Below are 22547 nucleotides of genomic sequence, written 5' to 3' on the forward strand. Positions count from 1 at the left end.
AGCTCTCGCGCGCCGGCGGCGCTAGCTCTCGCTCGGGTCGTGGACCGCGGGCGGCGGCTCGTGGGCCGCGCCGCGCGCGAGCGTCAGCAGAGCGCCGCGTTCCACCTTAGTCAACTCGCGCGCCCGCCCCACTGGGAGGGTTCCCAGGTGCAGCGGGCCGAACTGCCGTCTGACGAGCTCGATCACGGGGTGACCGACGGCCGCCATCATGCGCCGAACGATGCGGTTGCGTCCGGAGTGCAGGGTCAGCTCCAGGAGCGATCCGCCGCCCTGGTCCGAACTGGAGAGCAGCCGTGCCTTGTCGGCCGCGATGGGTCCGTCCTCGAGCTCGATCCCCCGCGTCAGCGTGGCGACCGTCTGAGCGGTCACCTTGCCCTCGACCTTCGCGACGTACACCTTCGTCACACCGAACGAGGGGTGAGCGAGCACGTGGGCGAGCTCGCCGTCGTTCGTGAGCACGAGCAGGCCGCTGGTGTCGGCATCCAAGCGACCGACGTTGTAGAGCCGCTCGTCCCACTCGGCCGTGAACTCCCGCAGGTCGGGCCTGCCGCGCTCGTCGCGCATCGAGCTGACCACCCCCCGGGGCTTGTTGAGGATGACGTACCGCTTGGTCTCATCGAGCTGGATCGCGGTGCCGTCGACATCGACGAGATCGACCTCGGGGTCGATGCGCGAACCGAGCTCGGTCACGACGACGCCGTTCACGCGGACGCGCCCCTCTACGATGAGGTTCTCGGCCACTCGACGCGAGGCGACGCCGGCGTTGGCGAGCACCTTCTGCAGCCGCACACCGTCGGTGGAGCGGGCGGCGGCAGGCCCTTCGACGGGCTCGGGGACCGGCGAGAAGTCGTCGGTCATGCGCGCAGCATCTCGTCGAAGCCGTCGGCGCCGTCATCCAGCAGCGGGGAGATGTGCGGCAGCTCGTCGAGCGAGTTGATGCCGAGGTTCACCAGCAGCGCATCCGTCGTGCCGTAGTGGATCGCGCCGGTCTCGGCGTCGGTGAACTGCTCGGTGATCAGGCCCCGGGCTAGCAGCGTCCGAACGACGGAGTCCACGTTGACCGCGCGGATCGAGGCGACCTGCCCGCGCGTCACCGGCTGCTTGTACGCGATCACCGCGAGCGTCTCCAGCGCCGCCTGCGACAGGCGCGACGGAGCCTGGGTGTTCACGAATTCGGTGACGAGGTCGTCGTGCTCCTCGCGCACGTACAGCCGCCATCCGCCGCCCACCTCGCGCAGCTCGAAGCCGCGCCGCGGTCCGCCCGCGCGCCCGTCGTAGTCCTCGACGAGTCCCTCGATCGCCTGCCGCACCGCCGGCACCGGAGCGCCCACCGCGGTGGCCAGGCTCACGAGGCTCTGGGGTTCTTCGACGATCAGCAGGATCGCCTCCAGACGTCTCGCGACGTCAGGGGGGGTTCCTGAGCTCGCAGTTCCCGGGTCATCGGTCATAATCTGCTCCCAGACTCGCAAGGTTCTCATCGGACCACCGATCGGCGGTCCAGCGCAGGGTCAGTTCTCCGAGCGGCTCGAGCTGTTCGAACGACAGCGCGGCGTGCCGGTACAGCTCGAGCACCGACAGGAAGCGAGCCACGACCACGCCCGGCTGGGTCGCACCCGCGACGAGCTCCCGGAAGCTCAGGGATCCGGCATCCCGCAGCAGCGTCACAACGATCGCCGCCTGCTCTCGGATGCTGACCAGCGGCGCGTGCAGGTGATCCAGCCCGACGTGCGGGATCTCCTTCGGGGTCATCGCGAGGATCGCCAGGGCCGCAAAGTCGTCGAGGCTCAGGGTCCAGACCAGCTCGGGCACGGCCTGCCGGTACTTCTCGTCGAGCCGCACCGCCCGGGTGTGCCGAAGGTCTTCGGCGCGCAATCGAGTGGCGAACCACCCCGAGACCTCCTTGAAGGCGCGGTACTGCAGCAGGCGGGCGAACAGCAGGTCCCGGGCCTCGAGCAGCGCCACGGACTCGGCGTCGACGAGCTCGCCCTGCGGCAGGAGTCCCGCCACCTTCATGTCCAGGAGCGTCGCGGCGATGACCAGGAACTCGGAGGCCTGGTCCATCTCCTCGTCGGCGTCCAGTTCGTGCAGGTAGGCGATGAACTCGTGCGTGACCCTGCTGAGGGACACCTCGGTGATGTCGAGCTCGTGCTTGGAGAGCAGGGTCAGCAGCAGGTCGAACGGTCCGTCGAAGACGCCGAGCGAGACGCGGAAGCCGGGCTGGTCCTCGACCGGTTCCTCAGCGCCCGCGGCGACGGCTGATTCTTCGACGACGCCGAAGGTCGGCTCGTCAGGCGACGGCACCACGCGCGACCAGCTCCCGCGCCAGCCGCAGGTACGCCTGGGCGGCCGCGTGCTCGGGCGCGAATTCGGTGATGGGCATGCCCGACACCGATGCATCGGGGAATTTCACGGTGCGGCCGATCACGGTCTCGAGCACATCGTCGCCGAACGCCTCGACCACGCGCTCGAGCACTTCGCGGGAGTGCAGCGTGCGCGGGTCGTACATGGTCGCGAGCACCCCGTCGAGTTCGATCGTCGGGTTGAGGCGGTCGCGCACCTTGTCGATCGTCTCGATCAGCAGCGCGACACCGCGCAGCGCGAAGAACTCGCACTCCAGCGGGATCACGACACCGTGGCTGGCCGTGAGGGCGTTGACTGTCAGCAGCCCTAGCGAGGGCTGGCAATCGATGAGGATCACGTCGTAGTCCGCCGTCACCTTGCGCAGCACGCGGGCGAGGATCGTCTCGCGGGCGACCTCGTTGACCAGGTGCACCTCGGCGGCGGACAGGTCGATGTTGGCCGGCAGGATGTCCAGGCCCTCGACTGCGCTGTGCACGATGACCTCGCGCGGGTCGCGCTTGGTGTCCAGCAGCAGGTCGTAGATCGTGGGCACGTCGTGCGTCTGGATGCCGAGCCCGGCCGACAGCGCACCCTGCGGGTCGAAGTCGACCGCCAGCACCTTGCGTCCGTACTGGGCCAGAGCAGCCGCGAGGTTGATCGTCGTGGTGGTCTTGCCCACGCCGCCCTTCTGGTTGCACAGGGCGATGATGCGCGCAGGGCCGTGGCCGTTGAGCTTGGGAGGCGTCGGAAACCCGTGATACGGACGGCCCGTCGGACCCATCGTCACGGCATCCTCATCCGCCTTCGGCGAGGGTGCCCGCTTCTTCGGGACCGTCCCCTTCGTCGCGCTGCCAGCCACCCGGTCTCCCACCTTCACGTCGTGCTCCGTCGATTCTAGCCACGGCCCCCGCGCTGGCCCCGTCGCCTCGCGGCGTGAGCGGGCGTTCTCCGCGCCGACGAGCTCGAGTTGCGGCATCCCGCCGTTCCGAGGAGCGCCGGAGCGGCCGATCGCCGCGGATGAGAAGTGGATGCCGCGGCTCAGCGCGCCCGCGGGTGCGAGGTCGCGTAGACGTCGCGGAGCGCATCCACCGACACATGGGTGTAGATCTGGGTCGTCGCGACCGAGGCGTGCCCGAGGAGCTCCTGGACGACACGGACGTCCGCACCGCCCTGGAGCAGGTGGGTCGCGAACGAGTGGCGCAGGGTGTGGGGTGAGACGTGCGCGGTCAGCTGCGCGCGCTCGGCCGCGTTCTGGATCACGAGCCAGGCGCTCTGCCGCGACAGGGGCGCGCCTCGCGCACCGAGGAAGAGGCGGGGTGTGGCGCGTCCGCGACGCGAGAGCTCGGGACGGGAACGGGTGAGGTAGGCCTGCAGTGCTGTCCGGGCGTATGAGCCGACCGGGATGATCCGCTCCTTGGAGCCCTTGCCGCGCACCCGCACGACCTCCCCGGGGGCCAGGTCGTCGACGTCGAGCTGGACCACCTCCGAGACCCGGGCGCCGGTGGCGTACAGCAGCTCGAGGAGCGCACGATCCCGCAGTCCGATCAGGTCGCCGGCATCGGCGGTGCCGGAGGCCGGCCCCGCGGCATCCAGCAGCTGCTCCACCTGATCGATCGTGAGCGCCTTCGGCAGCCGACGCGCGGCCTTCGGTGGACGCAGCCGGCCAGTCGGGTCGGCCGGCTCTATGCCCTCGCGCGCCAGGTAGCGATGCAGTCCCCGCACCGACGACTGCAGCCGGGCGAGGCTCGAAGCCGCCGGCGGCGGCTCGCTCGATGCGCGCTCTGCGGCGAATTCGGCGACGAGAGCCGGGGTCACCTCGTTCGAATCACGGATGCCGTGCTCGGCGAGCCAGTCCACGTAGCCGGCGAGGTCCCGCCGATACGCGGCGACCGTGTGCTCGGACAGTCCTCGCTCGATCGAGACGTGACGCAGATACGCGTCCACCGCCCGGTCGAGCTGCACGTCAGTGCCCCGAGCGCCGCAGTCGTTCCGCGGCGGCGAGCAGACCGACCGCCAGGATGCCGTTGCGCAGCCGTCCTTCCAGCACTCCCGCGACCGCTTCGTCGAGGGGCACCCACTGCACGCGGATGTCGGCCTCCTCGGCCTCCCGGGCATGGGCGGAACCCACCGGCGACAGGTCGCGGGCGAGGAAGAGGTGCACGACTTCGTCGTTGCCGCCCGGCGTGGTGAAGATGCTGAGCAGGGGCTCCCAGCCGGCGGCGCGCAGGTCGGCCTCCTCGACGAGCTCGCGCTGGGCGGTCTGAAGCGGCGACTCCCCCGCGATGTCCAGAAGGCCGGCCGGGATCTCCCAGTCGCGATGGCGGATCGGATGCCGGTACTGCTGGATCAGCAGGACACGCTGCTGGTCGTCCAGGGCGACGATCGCCGCCGCGCCGGGGTGGTCGACGTACTGCCGGACCATCTCGCCGTCGCCGTAGCGCACGGTGTCGCTGCGGACATCCCACACCGCTCCGGAGTACACGAGCTCGCTCTGCAGCACCTCGGCATCGAGCGGCTCATCCCGCAGCTCTTCGCCGCCGGAACCGACCTCAGCCATTTTCGACGTCGAACAGCTCGCTCGCGCGGTGACGCTCGAGGGCGGCGCCGACGAGCCCGCGGAAGAGGGGATGCGGATCGGTCGGACGCGAGCGCAGCTCGGGGTGAGCCTGCGTGGCGATGTAGTACGGGTGCACCTCGCGCGGCAACTCGACGTACTCGACCAGGTTGCGGTCGGGCGAGAGGCCCGAGAAGAACAGGCCGGCGCTGGAGAGCGCATCGCGGTAGCCGTTGTTGACCTCGTACCGGTGACGGTGCCGCTCGTCGACGCGGGAGGCGCCGTACAGCTCCCGGGCGAGCGAGCCTTCCGCCAACTCCGCCGGATACATGCCCAGCCGCATCGTGCCGCCCAGGTCTCCCCCGGCGATGATCGCGACCTGCTCGGCCATTGTGGCGATCACGGGATTCGTGGTGTCGGGATCGAATTCGGTGCTGGAGGCGTCCTCGATGCCGGCAACGTGGCGCGCGTACTCGATCACCATGCACTGCAGGCCCAGGCACAGTCCCAGGGTCGGGATGCCCTGCTCGCGCGCGAATCGCAGCGCACCGAGCTTTCCCTCGATCCCACGGATGCCGAAACCGCCCGGCACGACGATGCCGTCCACGCCGCCGAGCGCCTTGGCGGCGCCCTCCGGCGTCTCGCACAGGTCGGAGGGGATCCAGGTGATCGTGACGTGCGTCTCATGCGCGAAGCCGCCGGCCTTGAGCGCCTCGGTGACCGAGAGGTACGCATCCGGCAGGTCGATGTACTTGCCGACCAGACCGATCGTCACTTCGTGCTTGGGGTTGTGCACAGCCTTCAGCACGCGATCCCAGCGCGACCAGTCCACCTGGGCCGCTTTGCCGAGGCCAAGCGATCGGACGATGTACTCGTCGAGCCCCTGCTCGTGGAGCATCGTCGGGATCTCGTAGATGCTGGACACGTCGATGGCGTTCACGACGGCGTCCTCATCCACGTCGCACATGAGCGCGATCTTGCGCTTGTTCGACTCGGTGACGGGGCGGTCGCTGCGCAGCACGAGGGCGTCGGGCTGGATGCCGATCGAGCGCAGTGCGGCGACCGAGTGCTGCGTGGGCTTGGTCTTCTGCTCGCCCGACGCACCCATGAAGGGCACGAGCGACACGTGCACGAAGAAGACGTTCTGGCGGCCCAGCTCGTGACGGATCTGGCGAGCGGACTCGATGAACGGCTGCGACTCGATATCGCCCACCGTGCCGCCGATCTCGGTGATGATGACGTCGGGCTTCGGGGACTCATCGGCCTGGAGGCGCATGCGCCGCTTGATCTCGTCCGTGATGTGCGGAATCACCTGGACCGTGTCGCCGAGGTATTCGCCGCGGCGCTCGCGGGCGATGACCTGCGAATAGATCTGCCCCGTAGTGACGTTGGCCGCCTGGCTCAGCTCGATGTCCAGGAAGCGCTCGTAATGCCCGATGTCGAGGTCGGTCTCGGCGCCATCGTCGGTCACGAAGACCTCGCCGTGCTGGAACGGGTTCATCGTCCCCGGGTCGACGTTGAGATAGGGATCGAGCTTCTGCATGACGACGCGCAGCCCGCGCGCCGTGAGCAGATTGCCCAGGCTCGCCGCCGTGAGTCCCTTGCCCAATGAAGAAACGACACCACCGGTCACGAAGATGTGCCGCGTAGTGCCGTTCTGAGTGTCCGCCGTATGAGTTTCCGCCACGGGCTTTTATCCTATCAGTCCGACTGCGTCCGAAGGCCCAGCAGCTCGCGCGCGTGGGTGAGAGCGGCATCCGAATCCGGCATCCCGGACAGCAGGCGCGCCATCTCCGCCTCGCGATCGGCACCCTCGAGCCGCCGCACGTCGGAGGCCGTGACCGACCCATCGCTGGCCTTGACGACCGACAGGTGGTTGTTGGCGAACGCGGCGACTTGAGCCAGGTGGGTGACCGCGATCACCTGCGAGGATCGCGAGAGGCGCTCGAGGCGCCGGCCGACCTCGATCGCGGCGGCACCCCCGATGCCGGCATCCACTTCATCGAACACGAACGTCGGCACGGGATCCACGGCGGCGATCACAACCTCGATCGCGAGCATGACGCGGCTCAGCTCACCGCCGGAGGCGCTCCGGGCGACCGGCCGTGCCTCCGAGCCCGGGTGCGGCGCGAGCAGGATCGCGATGTCGTCGCGCCCGCTCGCCGACTCCGCACCGGGACTGACGGAGACGACCACGCGGGCATCGGGCATCGCCAGCGCATGCAGCTCTTCGGTGACGGCTGCGCCGAGTTGCTCCGCCGCCGCCGCGCGGGCGCCCGTGAGGGCGGCAGCGTCGAGGTCGAGGGCGGATGCCGCGGCCTCGCGCTCGGCCGTGAGCCGCTCGATCCGCGCGCCGTCGTCGTCGAGTTCGAGCAGCCGCGCCGAACCGGTCTCGAGAAGATTGAGGGCGGCATCCACCGACCCGTGGGTGCGGATCAGACCGCCCAGCACCGCGCGACGCTCTTCGACGACGGCGAGCTCGCGCGGCCCCGTTTCATCGAGATCGGCGAGATATCCGGCGAGCGACTGGGCGACGTCGGCGACGCGGTAGCCCAGGTCGGCGACCTGGCCGGCCAGGCCGTCGAGGACCGGATCGTGGCCGCGCTCGAGCGCACGACGCGCCTCGGCCAGGAGCAGGCCGGCATCGGGGGCATCGCCGTCGCCGGAGAGCAGATCGTGTGCGGTCGCGGCCGCCGCCCGCAGCTCCTCCGCGTTCGCGAGTCGCTCCGCGCGCACCGCGAGCTCCGTGTCTTCGCCGGGCTGCGGAGCGACTTCCTCGATCTCGGCGATCGCCACCCGCAGCTGTTCGGCTTCCCGCGCGCGGGCATCGCGATCCTCGGTCAGTCGTCGGAGTTCGTGTGTCAGTGCGCGAGACCGCTCGTACGTCGATCGGTAGGTCGCGAGAGCGGCTGCCAGGGATGCGCCGCCGAATCGATCGAGCGCATCGCGCTGGGCACCGGCGGTGCGCAGGCGCAGCTGGTCGGACTGCCCGTGCACGACGACCAGGTCATCGGCCAGGTCGGCGAGGACGCCGGCGGGCGCTGCCCGCCCGCCCACGCTCGCCCGGCTGCGGCCCTCGCTGGTGAGCGATCTGCCGACCAGCAGCTCAGCGAGTCCGCCGCCCAGGGGTTCGAGTTCACCGCCTGCCTCGCGCACGCGATCGGCGACCGGACCGTGCTCGGGGACGATCCACACGCCGTCGACGGCGGCCTGGCCGGCGCCGGCACGGACGGCGCCGGAATCGGCGCGCTGACCGAGCAGCAGGCCCAGCCCCGTGACGACCATGGTCTTGCCGGCGCCGGTCTCACCGGTGATCGCCGTGAAGCCGGACCCGATGGGCAGCGTGGCCTCCGCGATGACGCCGAGATCGCGCAGGCGCATCTCCTCGATCACGGAGCCTGGCCGATCACGCCCGTCGTCAGCGGGGTGGGACCACGCCATCCTTCCACGGGGAGTCGGAACTTGCGGACGAGCCGGTCGGTGAACGCGGCCTGATGCAGGCGAGCCAGCCGCACCGGGCGCTCCGAGCGCCGCACGACCACACGTGCGCCGGGGGGCAGATCGTGGGAGCGCCGCCCGTCGCACCACAGCACGCCGGTGCCGTTCGTGCGCTCGAGCACTTCGATGGCGACCGCGTGATCGGGGCCGACCACCAGAGGCTTGGCGAACAGCGCGTGCGCCGACAGCGGCACGACGGCGATCGCCTGCACGGTGGGCCAGATCACGGGACCGCCGGCCGAGAAGTTGTAGGCGGTGGAGCCGGTCGGAGTCGAGACCACGACCCCGTCGCAGCCGAACGAGGACAGCGGACGCCCGTCGATCTCGATCACGACCTCGAGCATGCGCTCGCGGCTGGCCTTCTCGACGGTCGCCTCGTTCAGCGCCCAGGTCTCGTACAGCACAGCGTCGGCGGAATCTTTGACCCGCACCTGAAGCGCCAGACGCTCTTCGACGGCATAGTCGCGGGCGATGGCACGTCGCACCGCGTCATCCATGTCGTCACGCTCGATCTCGGCCAGGAACCCGACGTGTCCCATGTTGATGCCCAGCACCGGCGCGGTGCCGTCGCGCACCAGCTCGGCAGCGCGCAGGATGCTGCCGTCGCCGCCGAGGACGATCGCCAGCTCGACATCATCGACAGCCACATCCACTCCCAGCGTGGCGACCTCGCCGAGCAGCGCGAGCGCATCGCCGAGTTCGTCCCGGTCGTCGCGGGAGAGCACCGGTCGCGCGCCGGCGTCCCGCAGTGCCGAGACGACGCGCTGCGCGGCAGCGACCGTATCGTCGCGCCGTGCGTGCACGACGACCAGGATGTTGCGTTCGGCGTCGGTCATCTACTTCCCGTCAGTCGGTTCACGGTGCTCAACCATTCTGTCGGATTGCCTTCGGCCACGGCGCCGTCGGCCCGGAGTCGGAAGTGCGCGATGAACTCGGCGTTGCCGTGGGTTCCCGCGATCGGCGAAGCGATCACTCCGTGGGTTCCCAGGCCGGCATCCCACGCCGACCACAGCACGCCTGCGACCGCATCCGAGCGAGACGCGGGATCGGTCACCAGTCCGCCCTTGACGGCGGTCCGGCCGACTTCGAACTGCGGCTTGACCAGGAGGACCAGATCGGCGTCGGGAGCGGCCACCGCCCGTGCCGCGGGCAGCACGAGCGAGAGGGAGATGAACGAGAGGTCACCCGTGATCACCTGCGGCGGTGCGCTGACGCCGCTCTCGGCGGCGAGGATCACGGGCGTCATGTAGCGGACGTTGAATCCCTCGATAGCGATGACGCCGGAGTCGCCTGCGATGGATGCCGCGAGCTGCCCGTGTCCGACATCGACCGCGATCACCGGTTCGGCGCCGCGCTCGCGCAGCACCTGGGTGAAGCCGCCGGTCGAGGCGCCCATGTCCAGCGCGATCCGACCCGCCGGGTCGATTCCGAACGCGTCGAGTCCCGCGATGAGCTTGTGCGCGGCACGGCTGACGTAGTGATCGGTCGCCGCGACTTCGATGCGCGCGTCGTCGGAGACCTGCGCGGAGGATTTGACCACCGGCCTGCCATCGACGGTCACGAGGCCATCCGCGATCAGACCCGCGGCATGGGTGCGCGAGCGGGCGAGTCCGCGGGCCGGGAGTGCCGCATCCAGCCGCATGCTCACGAGAAGGTCATGACGGGGAGCTCGTGCCCGTCGGCGCGGATTCGAGCCGGCGGGCGAGCGCTTCGTGCAACCCCTCGTAGGCGACGGCGCGGGTGAGCAGCGGCTGCGCCTCGATCACCTCGAGCCGGGAGAGCAGGTCGGCCTGCTCGTCGTTGTCGGGCGCCGTCTGGTCCATGTCCCCAGGATAGGCGCGGCGGCCGACCGAGCGCGGAAGCTCACGGGCGGTGGAAGGGATCGGCGTAGAGCCGCTCGGGCACGCGGAAGCCGTAGATCGCCCGTTCCGTGTCCCAGATCGCTTTCGCCCCGGCCCGCAGGAGATCCACCGGACGTTCGCCTTCGGCGAGGATCCGTACGTCCGGGCCCTCGATCCGGACCTTCGCGGCCCCGACCGTCACGACGCCGTCCCGCACGTGAGCGGACGGATACGGCTCGTGGAGTTCGCGCAGATCGCCCAGGATGAAGGTCGGCTGCGATCCGGCCGGAGCGGCCAGCACGTGCTTCGGTCGGTCGATGCCGGTCAGCACCAGGGCAGACGGGATGCCGGCGCGGTTCGCTCCCAGGATGTCGGTGTCGAGTCGATCGCCGAGGAACAGCGGGTTCTCCGCGCCGAAGCGGGCAACCGCCTCGTGGAAGATCGGCACTTCCGGCTTTCCGGCGACCGTGGCGAGTCGGCCGACAGCCGTGTGCACCGCAGAGACCAGAGTGCCGTTTCCCGGTGCGATGCCGCGCTCCTGGGGAATGGTCCAGTCCGTGTTGGTCGCGATCCAGGGGATGCCGCCCTCTTCCTCCGGCAGCGCCAGGGCATACGCCGCCTCGGCGAGGTGCGTCCAGCCCACCTCGGGGGCGAAGCCCTGCACGACAGCGGCGGGCGAGTCCTTCGAGCTGCGCGTCACAACGAACCCGGACTTCTCCAGCTCGCTGACCAGGCCCTCCCCGCCGACGACGAGAACCGTCGCCCCCGGCTGGACGCGCTCTGCGAGCAGTCGCATCGCCGCCTGCGGGCTCGTGACGATGTCCGCCGGCTCGGTCTGCAGGCCGAGCTGGGTCAGATGGCCGGCGACCGAGGCGTCGGTGCGGGACGCGTTGTTCGTGATGTACCCGAGGCGGCGGCCACTGCGTGCACGGTTCAGGCTCTCGAGCGCGTACGGCAGGGCGACCCCGCCGGCGTAGACGACACCGTCCAGGTCTGCCAGGACCACGTCCACGCCGTCCAGCGGCGTCGTCTCGGAAGCACGCCGGGCGAAAAGGGCCATCAGGCCTGTTCCTCGGGCGCGTCGGGCTTCGACTCCGGCGCGGTCACCTCTTCGAAGATCTCCTCGACGAGCACGACCTCCAGGTCGTTCGACCCGTTCGCGGCGTTCAGCGCATCCTCGGCGACCTCGGCCCGGTGGAACCAGTCCTGCGCCTCGGCATCGCGACCGAGTTCCTCGAGCACGGTCGCACGGGCCGCGAACAGCGACGGAGACCACTCGAAGGCCCGGTCCGGGTCGAATTCCGGGATGTCGAGCTCCTGCAGCGCCCGCTCGGTCTCGCCCAGGTCGAGGCGCGCTCCCGACATGGCGATCGCAAGCTCGACCCGAACAGCCGGCGACAGGCTGCTGCGGTCTACGGCGCGCCCGACCTCGAGCGCGCGGTCGGGGCGACCGACGCCGCGTTCGCTGTCGACCATGAGAGCGATCTGGTCGTCGCTGCCGGAGATCCGTCGGTAGGTCCGAAGTTCACGAAGTGCCAAGGCGTAATCGCCGATCGCGTACGCGGTGATCGCCGCCGTCTCGCGGACGACTCCGATGCGGCCCGCACGCCGCGTCGCCGCGATCGCGTGCCGGTGCGCGAGCTGCGGGTCGGCGTCGATCACCTCGGCTGCCATCGCGAGGTGGCGAGCGACCTCCTCGGCGTTCTCCTTGCTCAGAGTCTTCAACTGGTTGCGCGCGGCGGCATTCAGATCCGTGGCGGCGACTTCGTCGGGCACGATCGGCTCGTCGAACGCCGGCCGGACGGCACGCAGCTCTTCGGGCCGGGACTGCCGGTCATCGCGGCGCTCCTCGCGACCCGCTCCGGCACGCGGCGGACGACTGCTGCCCTCACGGGGCGTGTAGGCCTTCTTCGCCCCATCGCTGCGGGGCGGGTACGACTTCCGTTCGCCATCGCGCGGCGGATAGGACTTCTTCTCACCGTCGCGGGGGGCGTACGACTTCTTCGCCCCATCGCCGCGGGGCGGGTACGACTTCTTCTCGCCCTCACGGGGCGGGTACGACTTCCGCTCGCCGTCGCGCGGCGGGTAGGACTTCTTCGCCCCCTCGCTGCGCGGCGGGTACGACTTCTTCTCACCGTCGCGCGAGGCGTACGGCTTCTTGGCTGCGTCGCGGGCCGGGTAGGGCTTCTTCGCCCCCTCGCTGCGCGGCGGGTACGACTTCTTCTCGCCGTCCCGCTTCACGTACGGCTTACGCGGTCGGGTCGGATCCTCATCTGCCATGTCCTGATCCTCCCTGGTCGACGCGTTAACGAGAAATGGCCACCCATCAATGGGTGGCCATTTCACGAAAGAAGTCCGGCGGTGTCCTACTCTCCCACAGGGTCCCCCCTGCAGTACCATCGGCGCTGTGAGGCTTAGCTTCCGGGTTCGGAATGTAACCGGGCGTTTCCCTCACGCTATGGCCGCCGAAACACTATTGATGTTTCAAGTCTGCATAACAAAGTCATTGTCATGCGGTTCTCGACCGTACATCGAGAACCACTCAGTGGACGCAAGCACCAAAAAACGGTGTGTTATCAAGTCATCGGCTTATTAGTACGAGTCAGCTGCACGTGTTGCCACGCTTACACATCTCGCCTATCAACCCAGTAATCTGGCTGGGAGCCTCTCGCCCGAAGGCATGGAAATCTCATCTTGAGGCCGGCTTCCCGCTTAGATGCTTTCAGCGGTTATCCATCCCGAACGTAGCTAATCAGCGGTGCTCCTGGCGGAACAACTGACACACCAGAGGTTCGTCCAACCCGGTCCTCTCGTACTAGGGTCAGATCCTCTCAAATTTCCTGCGCGCGCAGCGGATAGGGACCGAACTGTCTCACGACGTTCTAAACCCAGCTCGCGTACCGCTTTAATGGGCGAACAGCCCAACCCTTGGGACCTACTCCAGCCCCAGGATGCGACGAGCCGACATCGAGGTGCCAAACCATGCCGTCGATATGGACTCTTGGGCAAGATCAGCCTGTTATCCCCGAGGTACCTTTTATCCGTTGAGCGACGGCCGTTCCACAACGTACCGCCGGATCACTAGTCCCGACTTTCGTCCCTGCTCGACCTGCCAGTCTCACAGTCAAGCTCCCTTGTGCACTTACACTCAACACCTGATTGCCAACCAGGCTGAGGGAACCTTTGGGCGCCTCCGTTACACTTTAGGAGGCAACCGCCCCAGTTAAACTACCCATCAGGCACTGTCCCTGAACCAGATCATGGCCCGAAGTTAGACATCCAGATTGACCAGAGTGGTATTTCAACAACGACTCAACACAAACTAGCGTCCATGCATCACAGTCTCCCACCTATCCTACACAAGCCAAACCAAACACCAATACCAAACTATAGTAAAGGTCACGGGGTCTTTCCGTCCTGCTGCGCGTAACGAGCATCTTTACTCGTAATGCAATTTCGCCGAGTTCGCGGTTGAGACAGTTGGGAAGTCGTTACGCCATTCGTGCAGGTCGGAACTTACCCGACAAGGAATTTCGCTACCTTAGGATGGTTATAGTTACCACCGCCGTTTACTGGGGCTTAAATTCTCAGCTTCGCCACAAAGGCTAACCAATCCTCTTAACCTTCCAGCACCGGGCAGGAGTCAGTCCGTATACATCGTCTTACGACTTCGCACGGACCTGTGTTTTTGATAAACAGTCGCTTCCCCCTGGTCTCTGCGACCCATACACGCTCCAGGCAGCAAGTGCCCATCACGCTCAAGGTCCCCCTTCTCCCGAAGTTACGGGGGCATTTTGCCGAGTTCCTTAACCATGATTCTCTCGATCGCCTTAGTATTCTCTACCTGATCACCTGTGTCGGTTTAGGGTACGGGCGGCTAAAACCTCACGCCGATGCTTTTCTCGGCAGCATAGGATCACCAAATCCCCCAAAAACAGGGTCCCATCACGTCTCAGGCACACAGCCGGCGCATTTAACAACCGACAACCCTACACGCTTAGACCACGACAACCATCGCGTGGCTTGGCTACCTTCCTGCGTCACACCTGTTAACACGTTTACCTCCAAAGATCGGGCCCCACAACCCACACAACACACAAACAAAAGCCTGCACATCATGCTTCGCATGGTTAGCATCACAATATCAGTATGGGCGGTTCTTCACCGGTACGGGAATATCAACCCGTTATCCATCGACTACGCCTGTCGGCCTCGCCTTAGGCCCCGACTAACCCAGGGCAGATTAACTTGACCCTGGAACCCTTGATCATCCGGCGGATGAGTTTCTCACTCATCTTTCGCTACTCATGCCTGCATTCTCACTCGCATAGCCTCCACCACTGGTTTACACCGCAGCTTCAACGGCCACACGACGCTCCCCTACCCAACAATCCAAAAAGATCATTGCCACAACTTCGGCGGTGTACTTGAGCCCCGCTACATTATCGGCGCAGAATCACTTGACCAGTGAGCTGTTACGCACTCTTTCAAGGGTGGCTGCTTCTAAGCCAACCTCCTGGTTGTCTAAGCAACTCCACATCCTTTCCCACTTAGCACACGCTTAGGGGCCTTAGTTGGTGGTCTGGGCTGTTTCCCTCTCGACAATGAAGCTTATCCCCCACTGTCTCACTGCTACGCTCTCACTTACCGGCATTCGGAGTTTAGCTGACGTCAGTAACCCGTGAAGGCCCATCGGCCATCCAGTAGCTCTACCTCCGGCAAGAAACACGTAACGCTGCACCTAAATGCATTTCGGGGAGAACCAGCTATCACAGAGTTTGATTGGCCTTTCACCCCTATCCACAGCTCATCCCCTCCATTTTCAACTGAAGTGGGTTCGGTCCTCCACGACGTCTTACCGTCGCTTCAACCTGGCCATGGATAGATCACTTCGCTTCGGGTCTAGGACATGCGACTGAATCGCCCTATTCAGACTCGCTTTCGCTACGGCTACCCCACTCGGGTTAACCTCGCCACATATCGCTAACTCGCAGGCTCATTCTTCAAAAGGCACGCTGTCACCCCTACTAAGGAGGCTCCAACGGTTTGTAAGCAAACGGTTTCAGGTACTATTTCACTCCCCTCCCGGGGTACTTTTCACCTTTCCCTCACGGTACTTGTCCGCTATCGGTCATCTGGGAGTATTTAGGCTTATCAGGTGGTCCTGACAGATTCACACGGGATTTCTCGGGCCCCGTGCTACTTGGGATACTCTTCGCGCCAAGGGAGGCATTTCGACTACGGGGTTCACACCCTCTATGACTGGCCTTTCAATGCCATTCGTCTATACCTTCTTGTAACGCCGGCTGCTCGGCAGAGCAGCCTGAAAAGTCCCACAACCCCGAATACGCAACTCCTGCCGGATATCACACGTACTCGGTTTAGCCTGTTCCGGTTTCGCTCGCCACTACTAACGGAATCGCGGTTGCTTTCTCTTCCTGTGGGTACTGAGATGTTTCACTTCCCCACGTTCCCTCTACCCGCCCTATATATTCAGGCGGGAGTCACTGGGTCGGCACGCCGCCCAGCGGGGTTTCCCCATTCGGACACCCTCGGATCAAAGTGTGCTTATCCACTCCCCGAGGCTTATCGCAGATTGCTACGTCCTTCTTCGGCTCCAGATGCCAAGGCATTCACCGTTTGCTCTTAAAGACTTGAAATCACATGAGTTTTATCAAGAATCGGTTCGGATCTGAGATCCGACTCGAAATTGACTAATGATCTTTAAGATCATCAATATGAGCTGATCAAAGATCAGCTCAAAGATGCTCGCGTCCACTGTGTAGTTCTCAAAGTACGGGCGGTACCTTCACCGGAGCCGGCGTCGCCGGCATAGGAAAAGGTCCTGAGGTTGGTCACGCCCGAAGGCGCATCCGGTCCCTCAGGACCCAACAGCGTGCATGTGCGATCTCCGAAGAACATCACCGTTCCGGCTGCAAGCAGCGTACTGAGTGAGGAACTTCTTCCTTCGCACCTTGTCTAATGTTCCACCCATGAGCTACCAGTCGAGAACGTGTGTCTCGAATCTGGCTCTGGAAGGCCCGAAGGCCTCCAAGTGCTCCTTAGAAAGGAGGTGATCCAGCCGCACCTTCCGGTACGGCTACCTTGTTACGACTTAGTCCCAATCGCCAATCCCACCTTAGACGGCTCCCTCCAAAAGGTTAGGCCACCGGCTTTGGGTGTTACCAACTTTCGTGACTTGACGGGCGGTGTGTACAAGGCCCGGGAACGTATTCACCGCAGCGTTGCTGATCTGCGATTACTAGCGACTCCGACTTCATGGGGTCGAGTTGCAGACCCCAATCCGAACTGAGACCGGCTTTTAGGGATTAGCTCCACCTCACAGTATCGCAACCCTCTGTACCGGCCATTGTAGCATGCGTGAAGCCCAAGACATAAGGGGCATGATGATTTGACGTCATCCCCACCTTCCTCCGAGTTGACCCCGGCAGTCTCCTATGAGTCCCCACCATAACGTGCTGGCAACATAGAACGAGGGTTGCGCTCGTTGCGGGACTTAACCCAACATCTCACGACACGAGCTGACGACAACCATGCACCACCTGTATACCAGCCCCGAAGGGAAACACCATCTCTGATGCGGTCCAGTATATGTCAAGCCTTGGTAAGGTTCTTCGCGTTGCATCGAATTAATCCGCATGCTCCGCCGCTTGTGCGGGCCCCCGTCAATTTCTTTGAGTTTTAGCCTTGCGGCCGTACTCCCCAGGCGGGGCACTTAATGCGTTAGCTACGGCGCGGAAAACGTGGAATGTCCCCCACACCTAGTGCCCAACGTTTACGGCATGGACTACCAGGGTATCTAATCCTGTTCGCTCCCCATGCTTTCGCTTCTCAGCGTCAGTTACAGCCCAGAGACCTGCCTTCGCCATCGGTGTTCTTCCTGATATCTGCGCATTCCACCGCTACACCAGGAGTTCCAGTCTCCCCTACTGCACTCTAGTCTGCCCGTACCCACTGCAATACACGGAGTTAAGCCCCGGCCTTTCACAGCAGACGCGACAAACCGCCTACAAGCTCTTTACGCCCAATAATTCCGGACAACGCTCGCGCCCTACGTATTACCGCGGCTGCTGGCACGTAGTTAGCCGGCGCTTTCTCTGCAGGTACCGTCAATTTCTCTTCTTCCCTGCTAACAGAGGTTTACAACCCGAAGGCCGTCATCCCTCACGCGGCGTCGCTGCATCAGGCTTGCGCCCATTGTGCAATATTCCCCACTGCTGCCTCCCGTAGGAGTCTGGGCCGTGTCTCAGTCCCAGTGTGGCCGGTCACCCTCTCAGGCCGGCTACCCGTCGACGCCTTGGTGAGCCTTTACCTCACCAACTAGCTGATAGGCCGCGAGCTCATCCCTGACCGAAGTTCTTTCCAGCTGCTGAAGATGCCTTCGCAGCTCGTATCCGGTATTAGACGTCGTTTCCAACGCTTATCCCAGAGTCAGGGGCAGATTGCTCACGTGTTACTCACCCGTTCGCCACTGATCCGGAGAGCAAGCTCTCCTTCACCGTTCGACTTGCATGTGTTAAGCACGCCGCCAGCGTTCATCCTGAGCCAGGATCAAACTCTCCGTAAAAGAATTTTGCTGCGACAAGACCGGAATGGGTCTTACCGAGCGAGTTTGATCTGACGATCGGATGTCATTGCTGACATCTCGTTCAATCTCAAAAGAATCTCATCGGTCAGACAAGCTGACCGCGAGGTTTTTTGGCATTTGACAAGTGCACGCTGTTGAGTTCTCAAGGATCGGATGCTCCTGCTTCCAGCCTCTCGGCCGGCCCGGCAGGGCAACTTCTCTATCTTACGCTTGGTGATCCGCGTGTCAAATCGGCGTTTCCCGACGCGAAGTCGAGAGCAGCTGTCAGTGACGACATCTCACGAAGCTAGATCGGCCACCCTGCGTCTCGGCGATTCAGCCGGCCCGCTGGGCAACTTCTCTATCTTATCCCATTCCGTCAGCGTGTCAAATCGGCCGCCGGCGACGCACGAAGCGTCGGTCGACAGCACTCTTCGACAGCTGCGAGGAGTGGGAACCTCCATCTTAGACCCGGAGGTCGGAACACTCAATGAGTGCTGCTTCAGATGGGGGGTGGTTCTCCACTTGAGGGGGGTAAGGCTTTCGGGCCTCTCCGCGTCCCTGTGGGGCGAACAAGTAATAAGTTACGTGGCTTGCCCGGGTCGGGCAAATCCTGGCCGCATCCCGGGCGTGTCTGCCTGGTCCGGGGGCAATTCGCAGGTCATCGATCCCGCGGGGCCGAGCGGGCGGCCTCTGCCGCTGCGCGAAGGTCGGCCACGAGTGCGTCGAACGCCTGCGCCCGTTCGCCGGACTCACGGATGCGCAGGACTGCCGACGGATGCGCCGTGATCATCGCGAGCCGGCCACGGGCGGACTGGAGTCTCCCCCGTTCTCGTCCGACTGCCGCTGTGCGGCCGAACACGGCACGCGCTGCCGTTGCTCCGAGGCAGACGACAACTGCGGGGTCCACCGCATCGAGCTCCGCGTCGAACCACGGGGCACACGCCGTGACATGCCCCACGGCCGGGGTCTTGTGGATGCGGCGCTTGCCGCGCTCCTCGAAACGGAAGTGCTTGACGGCGTTGGTGAGGTAGATCGTCTCCGAGCCGATGCCGGCGGCAGTCAGCGCACGGTCGAGGACGCCGCCTGCCGGCCCCACGAAAGGCTCTCCCGCGAGGTCCTCCCGGTCGCCGGGCTGCTCTCCCACGAGCATCAGCGCGGCCGGGGACGCGCCGGCGCCGAAGACGGCCTGCGTAGCGGGACGCCACAGCTCGCAGCCTCTGCACGCCTGCACCGCTCCGGCGAGCTCGGGGATCCCGCCGCCGACGGGAACCCACGGGGCCGCGCCCGCGTTCGGGTCTCGGATCATGGCGGCAGGCTATGCGGGTGCAGCGCAGCGGTCCCGGGGATGGCGGCGCGGGCTCGATCGGCGTATCGTCTGACCATGTCCTGCGGGCCGGATCCGACCCCGATGTCCGATCCTCGCACGATGGTCCTCAGTCGCATCTGGGCCGATATCGACGGGGGAATCCCCTCCGCATCGCCGACCCCGGCCACTCGTGAACCCGTTCCTCTTCCCGCCCGCACCGGCGTCGCCGCACTGTCATGGGCGAGCGTCGCTGCGGCCTCCCTCGCTGCGGCGGACTTGGCGGGCTCGGCTCGCGTCGACCTGGACCCGGACCGGATCGCGGTCGCCTACTCCAGCGAACGGCACTTCCGGTGGGACGGCGCTCCGATGCAGGCCTGGGCGCCGCTCTCGGGCTTCTTCCGCTCCTCGGACGGCTGGGTGCGCACGCACGGAAACTATCCGCACCACGCGGCGGCGTTGCGGCGCGGTCTGGGACTGGACCCCGCCGCGGAGACCGAGGCGGTCGCTTCCGCCCTGAGGGGAATGCCCGCGGGTGTGGCGACACAGGCGATCACTGCGGCGGGCGGACTGTGCGTCGGCGTCGCACACGAGAACGCGGTGGTCGACGCTGAGCTTCGCGCGACTCCCCTGGTCGAGGTCACCCGGATCGCGGCATCCGAGCCGCGTGCGCGCTCGTGGGGCGTGCCGGATGCGCCGCTGCGCGGCATCCGTGTGCTCGATCTGACCCGCGTGATCGCCGGTCCGGTCGCCACCCGCACGCTCGCCCTCCTCGGCGCGCAGGTGCTGCGCATCGATCCCCCGGCGCTCCCGGAGCCGGAGTGGCAGCATCTCGACAGCGGTCACGGCAAACGATCCGCGCTGCTGGATCTCACCTCGGCCGATGACCGCCGCGCGTTCGAGCGCCTGCTGGGCACCGCCGACGTCGTGGTGACCGGCTACCGCGCGGCGGCACTCGAGCGGATCGGGCTGAACCCGGAGGCACTCGCGGAGCGGCATCCCGGCATCGTCGTCGGGCGTCTCACCGCCTGGGGTGCGCGCGGTGGGGCGGCCGATCGCCGCGGGTTCGACAGTCTGGTGCAGGCGGCGACCGGGATCGCTTGGCTCGAATCGGGCGACGGCTCACGGCCCGGTGCGCTTCCCGCCCAGGCGCTGGATCACAGCGCGGGCTACCTCCTGGCTGCGGGCGTGATGAGGACGCTGCAGCGCCAGTCGGACGCGGGCGGTTCCTGGGCGGTGGACGTTTCGCTGCGCCGCGTCGCGGCAGAACTGCTCGGGATGCCGCGCACCGGCTCCCCGCAGCCGAATGGACCGCCGCCGGATGCCGCGGCTCACGTGCAGGGATTCGAGGTGGACGGCCGGGAGCTGATCACTGCGCGACCGGCCATCGCGTACGAGGGCGGCCCTGAGGAATTCGCGGCCCCGCGGCCCTGGGGCAAGGACGCCGCCGTGTGGCTGGACGAGTGACGATGGGCCGCGACGAACCGGATGTGCTGGTGGTCGGGGCCGGACCGGCAGGGCTCGCGGTCGCGGCATGTCTGCACGCGCAGGGCATCTCCGCCCTGGTGGTCGATCGGGGCGGATCGGCGGGCGAGTCCTGGCATGGCCGCTACGACCGGCTCCACCTGCACACGCCGCGCGTGCAGTCCGCGCTGCCCGGCATGCGCCTGACTCGCTCGTACGGCCGCTGGGTCTCGAAGGACGACATGGGCGATTACGTCCGGCGCTATGCCGAGCGCAACGGGATCCGGCCGCGCTTCGGAACGCAGGTGCAGAGGATCGACCCGGACGGCTCAGGCTGGACGGTGCAGACCGATGCCGGACAGCTGAGCGCTCGCCAGGTCGTCATCGCCACCGGATACAGCAACTCCCCCGTGATTCCGCGCTGGCCCGGCCTCGAAGGATTCTCCGGTCCGGTGCTGCACGCCTGGCAGTACCGGAGCGCAGCGCCGTTCGCCGGCCGAAGCGTGCTGGTGGTGGGCGCCGGCAACTCGGGCGCCGAGATCGCGGCCGACCTGGCCGAGGGGGGCGCGACACAGGTGCGCCTGGCGATCCGCACAGCCCCGAACATCGTCCCCCGGCAAGTCGGGCCGGTGCCCACGACGCTGCTCGCGATCGGCATGGAGTACGCGCCGGCGCACCTCGTGGACCCGGTCAACAGGCTGCTGCAGCGCGGCGTCCTCGGAGACCTGACGCGCTACGGCATGCCGACCGCTCGCGCCGGTGTCGTCGCCCAGGCCCGCGCCACGCGCACCACACCGACGATCGATGTGGGGCTCGTCGCCGCACTTCGCGCCGGGCAGGTCACTCCTGTTCCGGCGGTGGAGCGCTTCGACGGCGACACCGTCGTGCTGTCGGACGGGCAGCGCATCACGCCGGATGCGATCATCGCCGCGACCGGCTACGCCACCGGACTCGTGCGCCTGGTCGGGCATCTCGGAGTGCTCGACGCGCTCGGCAGGCCGCTCGTCGCGGGTCGCACGGCGCACCGGGATGCGCCCGGTCTGCGGTTCGTCGGCCTGACCAATCCCCTGAAGGGTCAGTTGCTGCAGATCTCACTCGATGCGCGTGCGACGGCTCGTGCCATCGCTCGGGAGCTGCGGGTCACCTGAGCGGTGCGCGGGATGCCGCCGCAGAAGCTGGACCGCGACGGCGAGCGCCACGGTCACCAGTCCCCAGATTGCGCAGGCGGGAGGCAGCACCCGGTAGGCCAGGTGCGCGATCGTCCACTCGGCGGTCAACGGCCCGAAGATCGCTCCGCCGACCAGCCAGGCCGCCAGCAGCAGCACCGGCAGAGACAGCCACCACGCCCAGCGCACCGCGTCCGGCAGGACCCGACTGGGAGCGCGGTCGTTCGGGCGGCGGCGCAGCCGCCGCACCGCCCAGACGCCCAGGATCACGAGCCCTGCCACTGACGAGACGTGCTGGAGCCACCGGTAGCCGGGGAGCGCTCCCCACTCCTCGCCGAGCATCGGGAGCAGCTCGACACCCCAGCGCCCCTCATGGGTGAACAGGTCCCAGGCGATGTGGCTCAGGGTGCCGATCGCCAGCGAGGCGACGAGCAGCAGGACGCCGGGCCACGATGTCCCAGCCCGACCGCCGGCGAAGGTCTCATGCAGTGCGGCGCGCGCTCCCCCGTCCCATTGCGCGAGCAGCCGGCGCGCCAGCCAGGTCGGCGAGAGCTCGCGCACGGCCGGCCGCAGGAGAGCTCTCCAGACCACCAGCAGCGCGAGAGCCAGCACGATCGTCAGCGGCAGCCACGAGAGGCTGTGGGTCCACCCGTAGTGCAGGGGCAGCGCCCGGACGAACAGCGGCAGATCGGGCGTCATGGCACCGATCGCGATCGCGGCGGGAATCAGCGGCGTCCGCAGGAAGGGCAGCGCGACGACGGCGTGGCTCGGAGTGAAGGGCACTGCGCGG

At 66.6% G+C, this 22547-nt stretch carries 17 protein-coding genes and 3 rRNA genes; 2 read left to right on the forward strand and 18 right to left on the reverse strand.

The window, feature by feature from the left end; all coding sequences use genetic code 11:
• Nucleotides 1-21: 21 nt before the first annotated feature.
• The 17 genes from RWQ91_RS03700 to RWQ91_RS03780 all read right to left on the reverse strand — a co-directional run bounded on the left by RWQ91_RS03700 (nucleotide 22) and on the right by RWQ91_RS03780 (nucleotide 19130).
• A complete protein-coding gene (locus RWQ91_RS03700) occupies nucleotides 22-858 on the reverse strand; it encodes a pseudouridine synthase (protein WP_314502672.1) in 837 nt (278 codons plus the stop codon).
• A complete protein-coding gene (gene scpB, locus RWQ91_RS03705) occupies nucleotides 855-1448 on the reverse strand; it encodes an SMC-Scp complex subunit ScpB (RefSeq protein WP_314502673.1) in 594 nt (197 codons plus the stop codon). The genes RWQ91_RS03700 and scpB overlap by 4 nt, the downstream gene beginning before the upstream one ends.
• Nucleotides 1438-2304 carry a ScpA family protein gene (locus tag RWQ91_RS03710; protein ID WP_314502674.1) on the reverse strand — a complete coding sequence of 289 codons (867 nt, stop codon included), beginning with the start codon at nucleotides 2302-2304 and terminating at the stop codon, nucleotides 1438-1440. The genes scpB and RWQ91_RS03710 overlap by 11 nt, the downstream gene beginning before the upstream one ends.
• Nucleotides 2288-3121, reverse strand: coding sequence for a ParA family protein (locus RWQ91_RS03715; RefSeq protein WP_314502932.1), 834 nt, complete (start codon nucleotides 3119-3121; stop codon nucleotides 2288-2290). The genes RWQ91_RS03710 and RWQ91_RS03715 overlap by 17 nt, the downstream gene beginning before the upstream one ends.
• Nucleotides 3122-3378: 257 nt before the next feature.
• On the reverse strand, nucleotides 3379-4302 hold the full coding sequence (gene xerD / locus RWQ91_RS03720) for a site-specific tyrosine recombinase XerD (RefSeq protein ID WP_314502675.1): 924 nt from the start codon (nucleotides 4300-4302) through the stop codon (nucleotides 3379-3381).
• Nucleotide 4303: 1 nt separating this feature from the next.
• A complete protein-coding gene (locus RWQ91_RS03725) occupies nucleotides 4304-4897 on the reverse strand; it encodes an NUDIX hydrolase (RefSeq protein WP_314502676.1) in 594 nt (197 codons plus the stop codon).
• Nucleotides 4890-6581 carry a CTP synthase gene (locus tag RWQ91_RS03730; protein WP_314502677.1) on the reverse strand — a complete coding sequence of 564 codons (1692 nt, stop codon included), beginning with the start codon at nucleotides 6579-6581 and terminating at the stop codon, nucleotides 4890-4892. The genes RWQ91_RS03725 and RWQ91_RS03730 overlap by 8 nt, the downstream gene beginning before the upstream one ends.
• A gap of 14 nt (nucleotides 6582-6595) precedes the next feature.
• The gene (gene recN, locus RWQ91_RS03735; protein WP_314502678.1) at nucleotides 6596-8287 is read right to left on the reverse strand and encodes a DNA repair protein RecN; all 1692 of its coding nucleotides are present in this window, start codon (nucleotides 8285-8287) and stop codon (nucleotides 6596-6598) included.
• On the reverse strand, nucleotides 8284-9228 hold the full coding sequence (locus RWQ91_RS03740; RefSeq protein WP_314502679.1) for an NAD kinase: 945 nt from the start codon (nucleotides 9226-9228) through the stop codon (nucleotides 8284-8286). Before RWQ91_RS03740 ends, recN begins: the two co-directional genes overlap by 4 nt.
• Nucleotides 9225-10040, reverse strand: a complete 816-nt coding sequence (locus RWQ91_RS03745) for a TlyA family RNA methyltransferase (RefSeq protein WP_314502680.1) — start codon at nucleotides 10038-10040, stop codon at nucleotides 9225-9227. The genes RWQ91_RS03740 and RWQ91_RS03745 overlap by 4 nt, the downstream gene beginning before the upstream one ends.
• A gap of 7 nt (nucleotides 10041-10047) precedes the next feature.
• Nucleotides 10048-10215, reverse strand: coding sequence for a hypothetical protein (locus tag RWQ91_RS03750; protein WP_314502681.1), 168 nt, complete (start codon nucleotides 10213-10215; stop codon nucleotides 10048-10050).
• Nucleotides 10216-10255: 40 nt separating this feature from the next.
• Nucleotides 10256-11293, reverse strand: coding sequence for an HAD-IIA family hydrolase (locus RWQ91_RS03755; RefSeq protein ID WP_314502682.1), 1038 nt, complete (start codon nucleotides 11291-11293; stop codon nucleotides 10256-10258).
• Nucleotides 11293-12513, reverse strand: coding sequence for a hypothetical protein (locus RWQ91_RS03760; protein WP_314502683.1), 1221 nt, complete (start codon nucleotides 12511-12513; stop codon nucleotides 11293-11295). Before RWQ91_RS03760 ends, RWQ91_RS03755 begins: the two co-directional genes overlap by 1 nt.
• Nucleotides 12514-12586: 73 nt before the next feature.
• Nucleotides 12587-12703, reverse strand: a 5S ribosomal RNA gene (gene rrf / locus RWQ91_RS03765).
• A 102-nt stretch (nucleotides 12704-12805) separates the two neighbouring features.
• Nucleotides 12806-15893: ribosomal RNA gene (locus tag RWQ91_RS03770) — 23S ribosomal RNA — on the reverse strand.
• A gap of 406 nt (nucleotides 15894-16299) precedes the next feature.
• Nucleotides 16300-17821 (reverse strand): 16S ribosomal RNA (locus tag RWQ91_RS03775).
• Together the 16S, 23S and 5S rRNA genes form the textbook arrangement of a ribosomal RNA operon.
• 661 nt (nucleotides 17822-18482) lie before the next feature.
• A complete protein-coding gene (locus RWQ91_RS03780) occupies nucleotides 18483-19130 on the reverse strand; it encodes a UdgX family uracil-DNA binding protein (RefSeq protein WP_314502684.1) in 648 nt (215 codons plus the stop codon).
• A 120-nt stretch (nucleotides 19131-19250) separates the two neighbouring features.
• On the opposite strand from RWQ91_RS03780, the gene RWQ91_RS03785 reads away from it, so the two are divergent.
• The gene (locus RWQ91_RS03785) at nucleotides 19251-20594 is read left to right on the forward strand and encodes a CoA transferase (protein WP_314502685.1); all 1344 of its coding nucleotides are present in this window, start codon (nucleotides 19251-19253) and stop codon (nucleotides 20592-20594) included.
• 2 nt (nucleotides 20595-20596) lie between these two features.
• Nucleotides 20597-21739 (forward strand): NAD(P)/FAD-dependent oxidoreductase, encoded by a 1143-nt coding sequence (locus tag RWQ91_RS03790; protein ID WP_314502686.1) that lies wholly within the window; start codon nucleotides 20597-20599, stop codon nucleotides 21737-21739.
• Here RWQ91_RS03790 and RWQ91_RS03795 read toward each other — a convergent pair.
• A complete protein-coding gene (locus RWQ91_RS03795) occupies nucleotides 21683-22540 on the reverse strand; it encodes a DUF4184 family protein (protein ID WP_314502687.1) in 858 nt (285 codons plus the stop codon). The genes RWQ91_RS03790 and RWQ91_RS03795 overlap by 57 nt on opposite strands.
• Nucleotides 22541-22547: the final 7 nt, after the last annotated feature.

Source organism: uncultured Microbacterium sp. (assembly GCF_963524805.1).
Taxonomy (GTDB): Bacteria; Actinomycetota; Actinomycetes; order Actinomycetales; family Microbacteriaceae; genus Microbacterium.

Coding starts and splice junctions, on each gene's coding strand:
- RWQ91_RS03760 (WP_314502683.1), bottom strand. CDS start 12,513: ATGGCAGATGAGGATCCGACCCGACCGCGTAAGCCGTACGTGAAGCGG.
- RWQ91_RS03755 (WP_314502682.1), bottom strand. CDS start 11,293: ATGGCCCTTTTCGCCCGGCGTGCTTCCGAGACGACGCCGCTGGACGGC.
- RWQ91_RS03740 (WP_314502679.1), bottom strand. CDS start 9,228: ATGACCGACGCCGAACGCAACATCCTGGTCGTCGTGCACGCACGGCGC.
- RWQ91_RS03785 (WP_314502685.1), top strand. CDS start 19,251: ATGGTCCTCAGTCGCATCTGGGCCGATATCGACGGGGGAATCCCCTCC.
- RWQ91_RS03780 (WP_314502684.1), bottom strand. CDS start 19,130: ATGATCCGAGACCCGAACGCGGGCGCGGCCCCGTGGGTTCCCGTCGGC.
- RWQ91_RS03750 (WP_314502681.1), bottom strand. CDS start 10,215: ATGGACCAGACGGCGCCCGACAACGACGAGCAGGCCGACCTGCTCTCC.
- RWQ91_RS03790 (WP_314502686.1), top strand. CDS start 20,597: ATGGGCCGCGACGAACCGGATGTGCTGGTGGTCGGGGCCGGACCGGCA.
- RWQ91_RS03725 (WP_314502676.1), bottom strand. CDS start 4,897: ATGGCTGAGGTCGGTTCCGGCGGCGAAGAGCTGCGGGATGAGCCGCTC.
- RWQ91_RS03715 (WP_314502932.1), bottom strand. CDS start 3,121: ATGGGTCCGACGGGCCGTCCGTATCACGGGTTTCCGACGCCTCCCAAG.
- scpB (WP_314502673.1), bottom strand. CDS start 1,448: ATGACCGATGACCCGGGAACTGCGAGCTCAGGAACCCCCCCTGACGTC.
- RWQ91_RS03700 (WP_314502672.1), bottom strand. CDS start 858: ATGACCGACGACTTCTCGCCGGTCCCCGAGCCCGTCGAAGGGCCTGCC.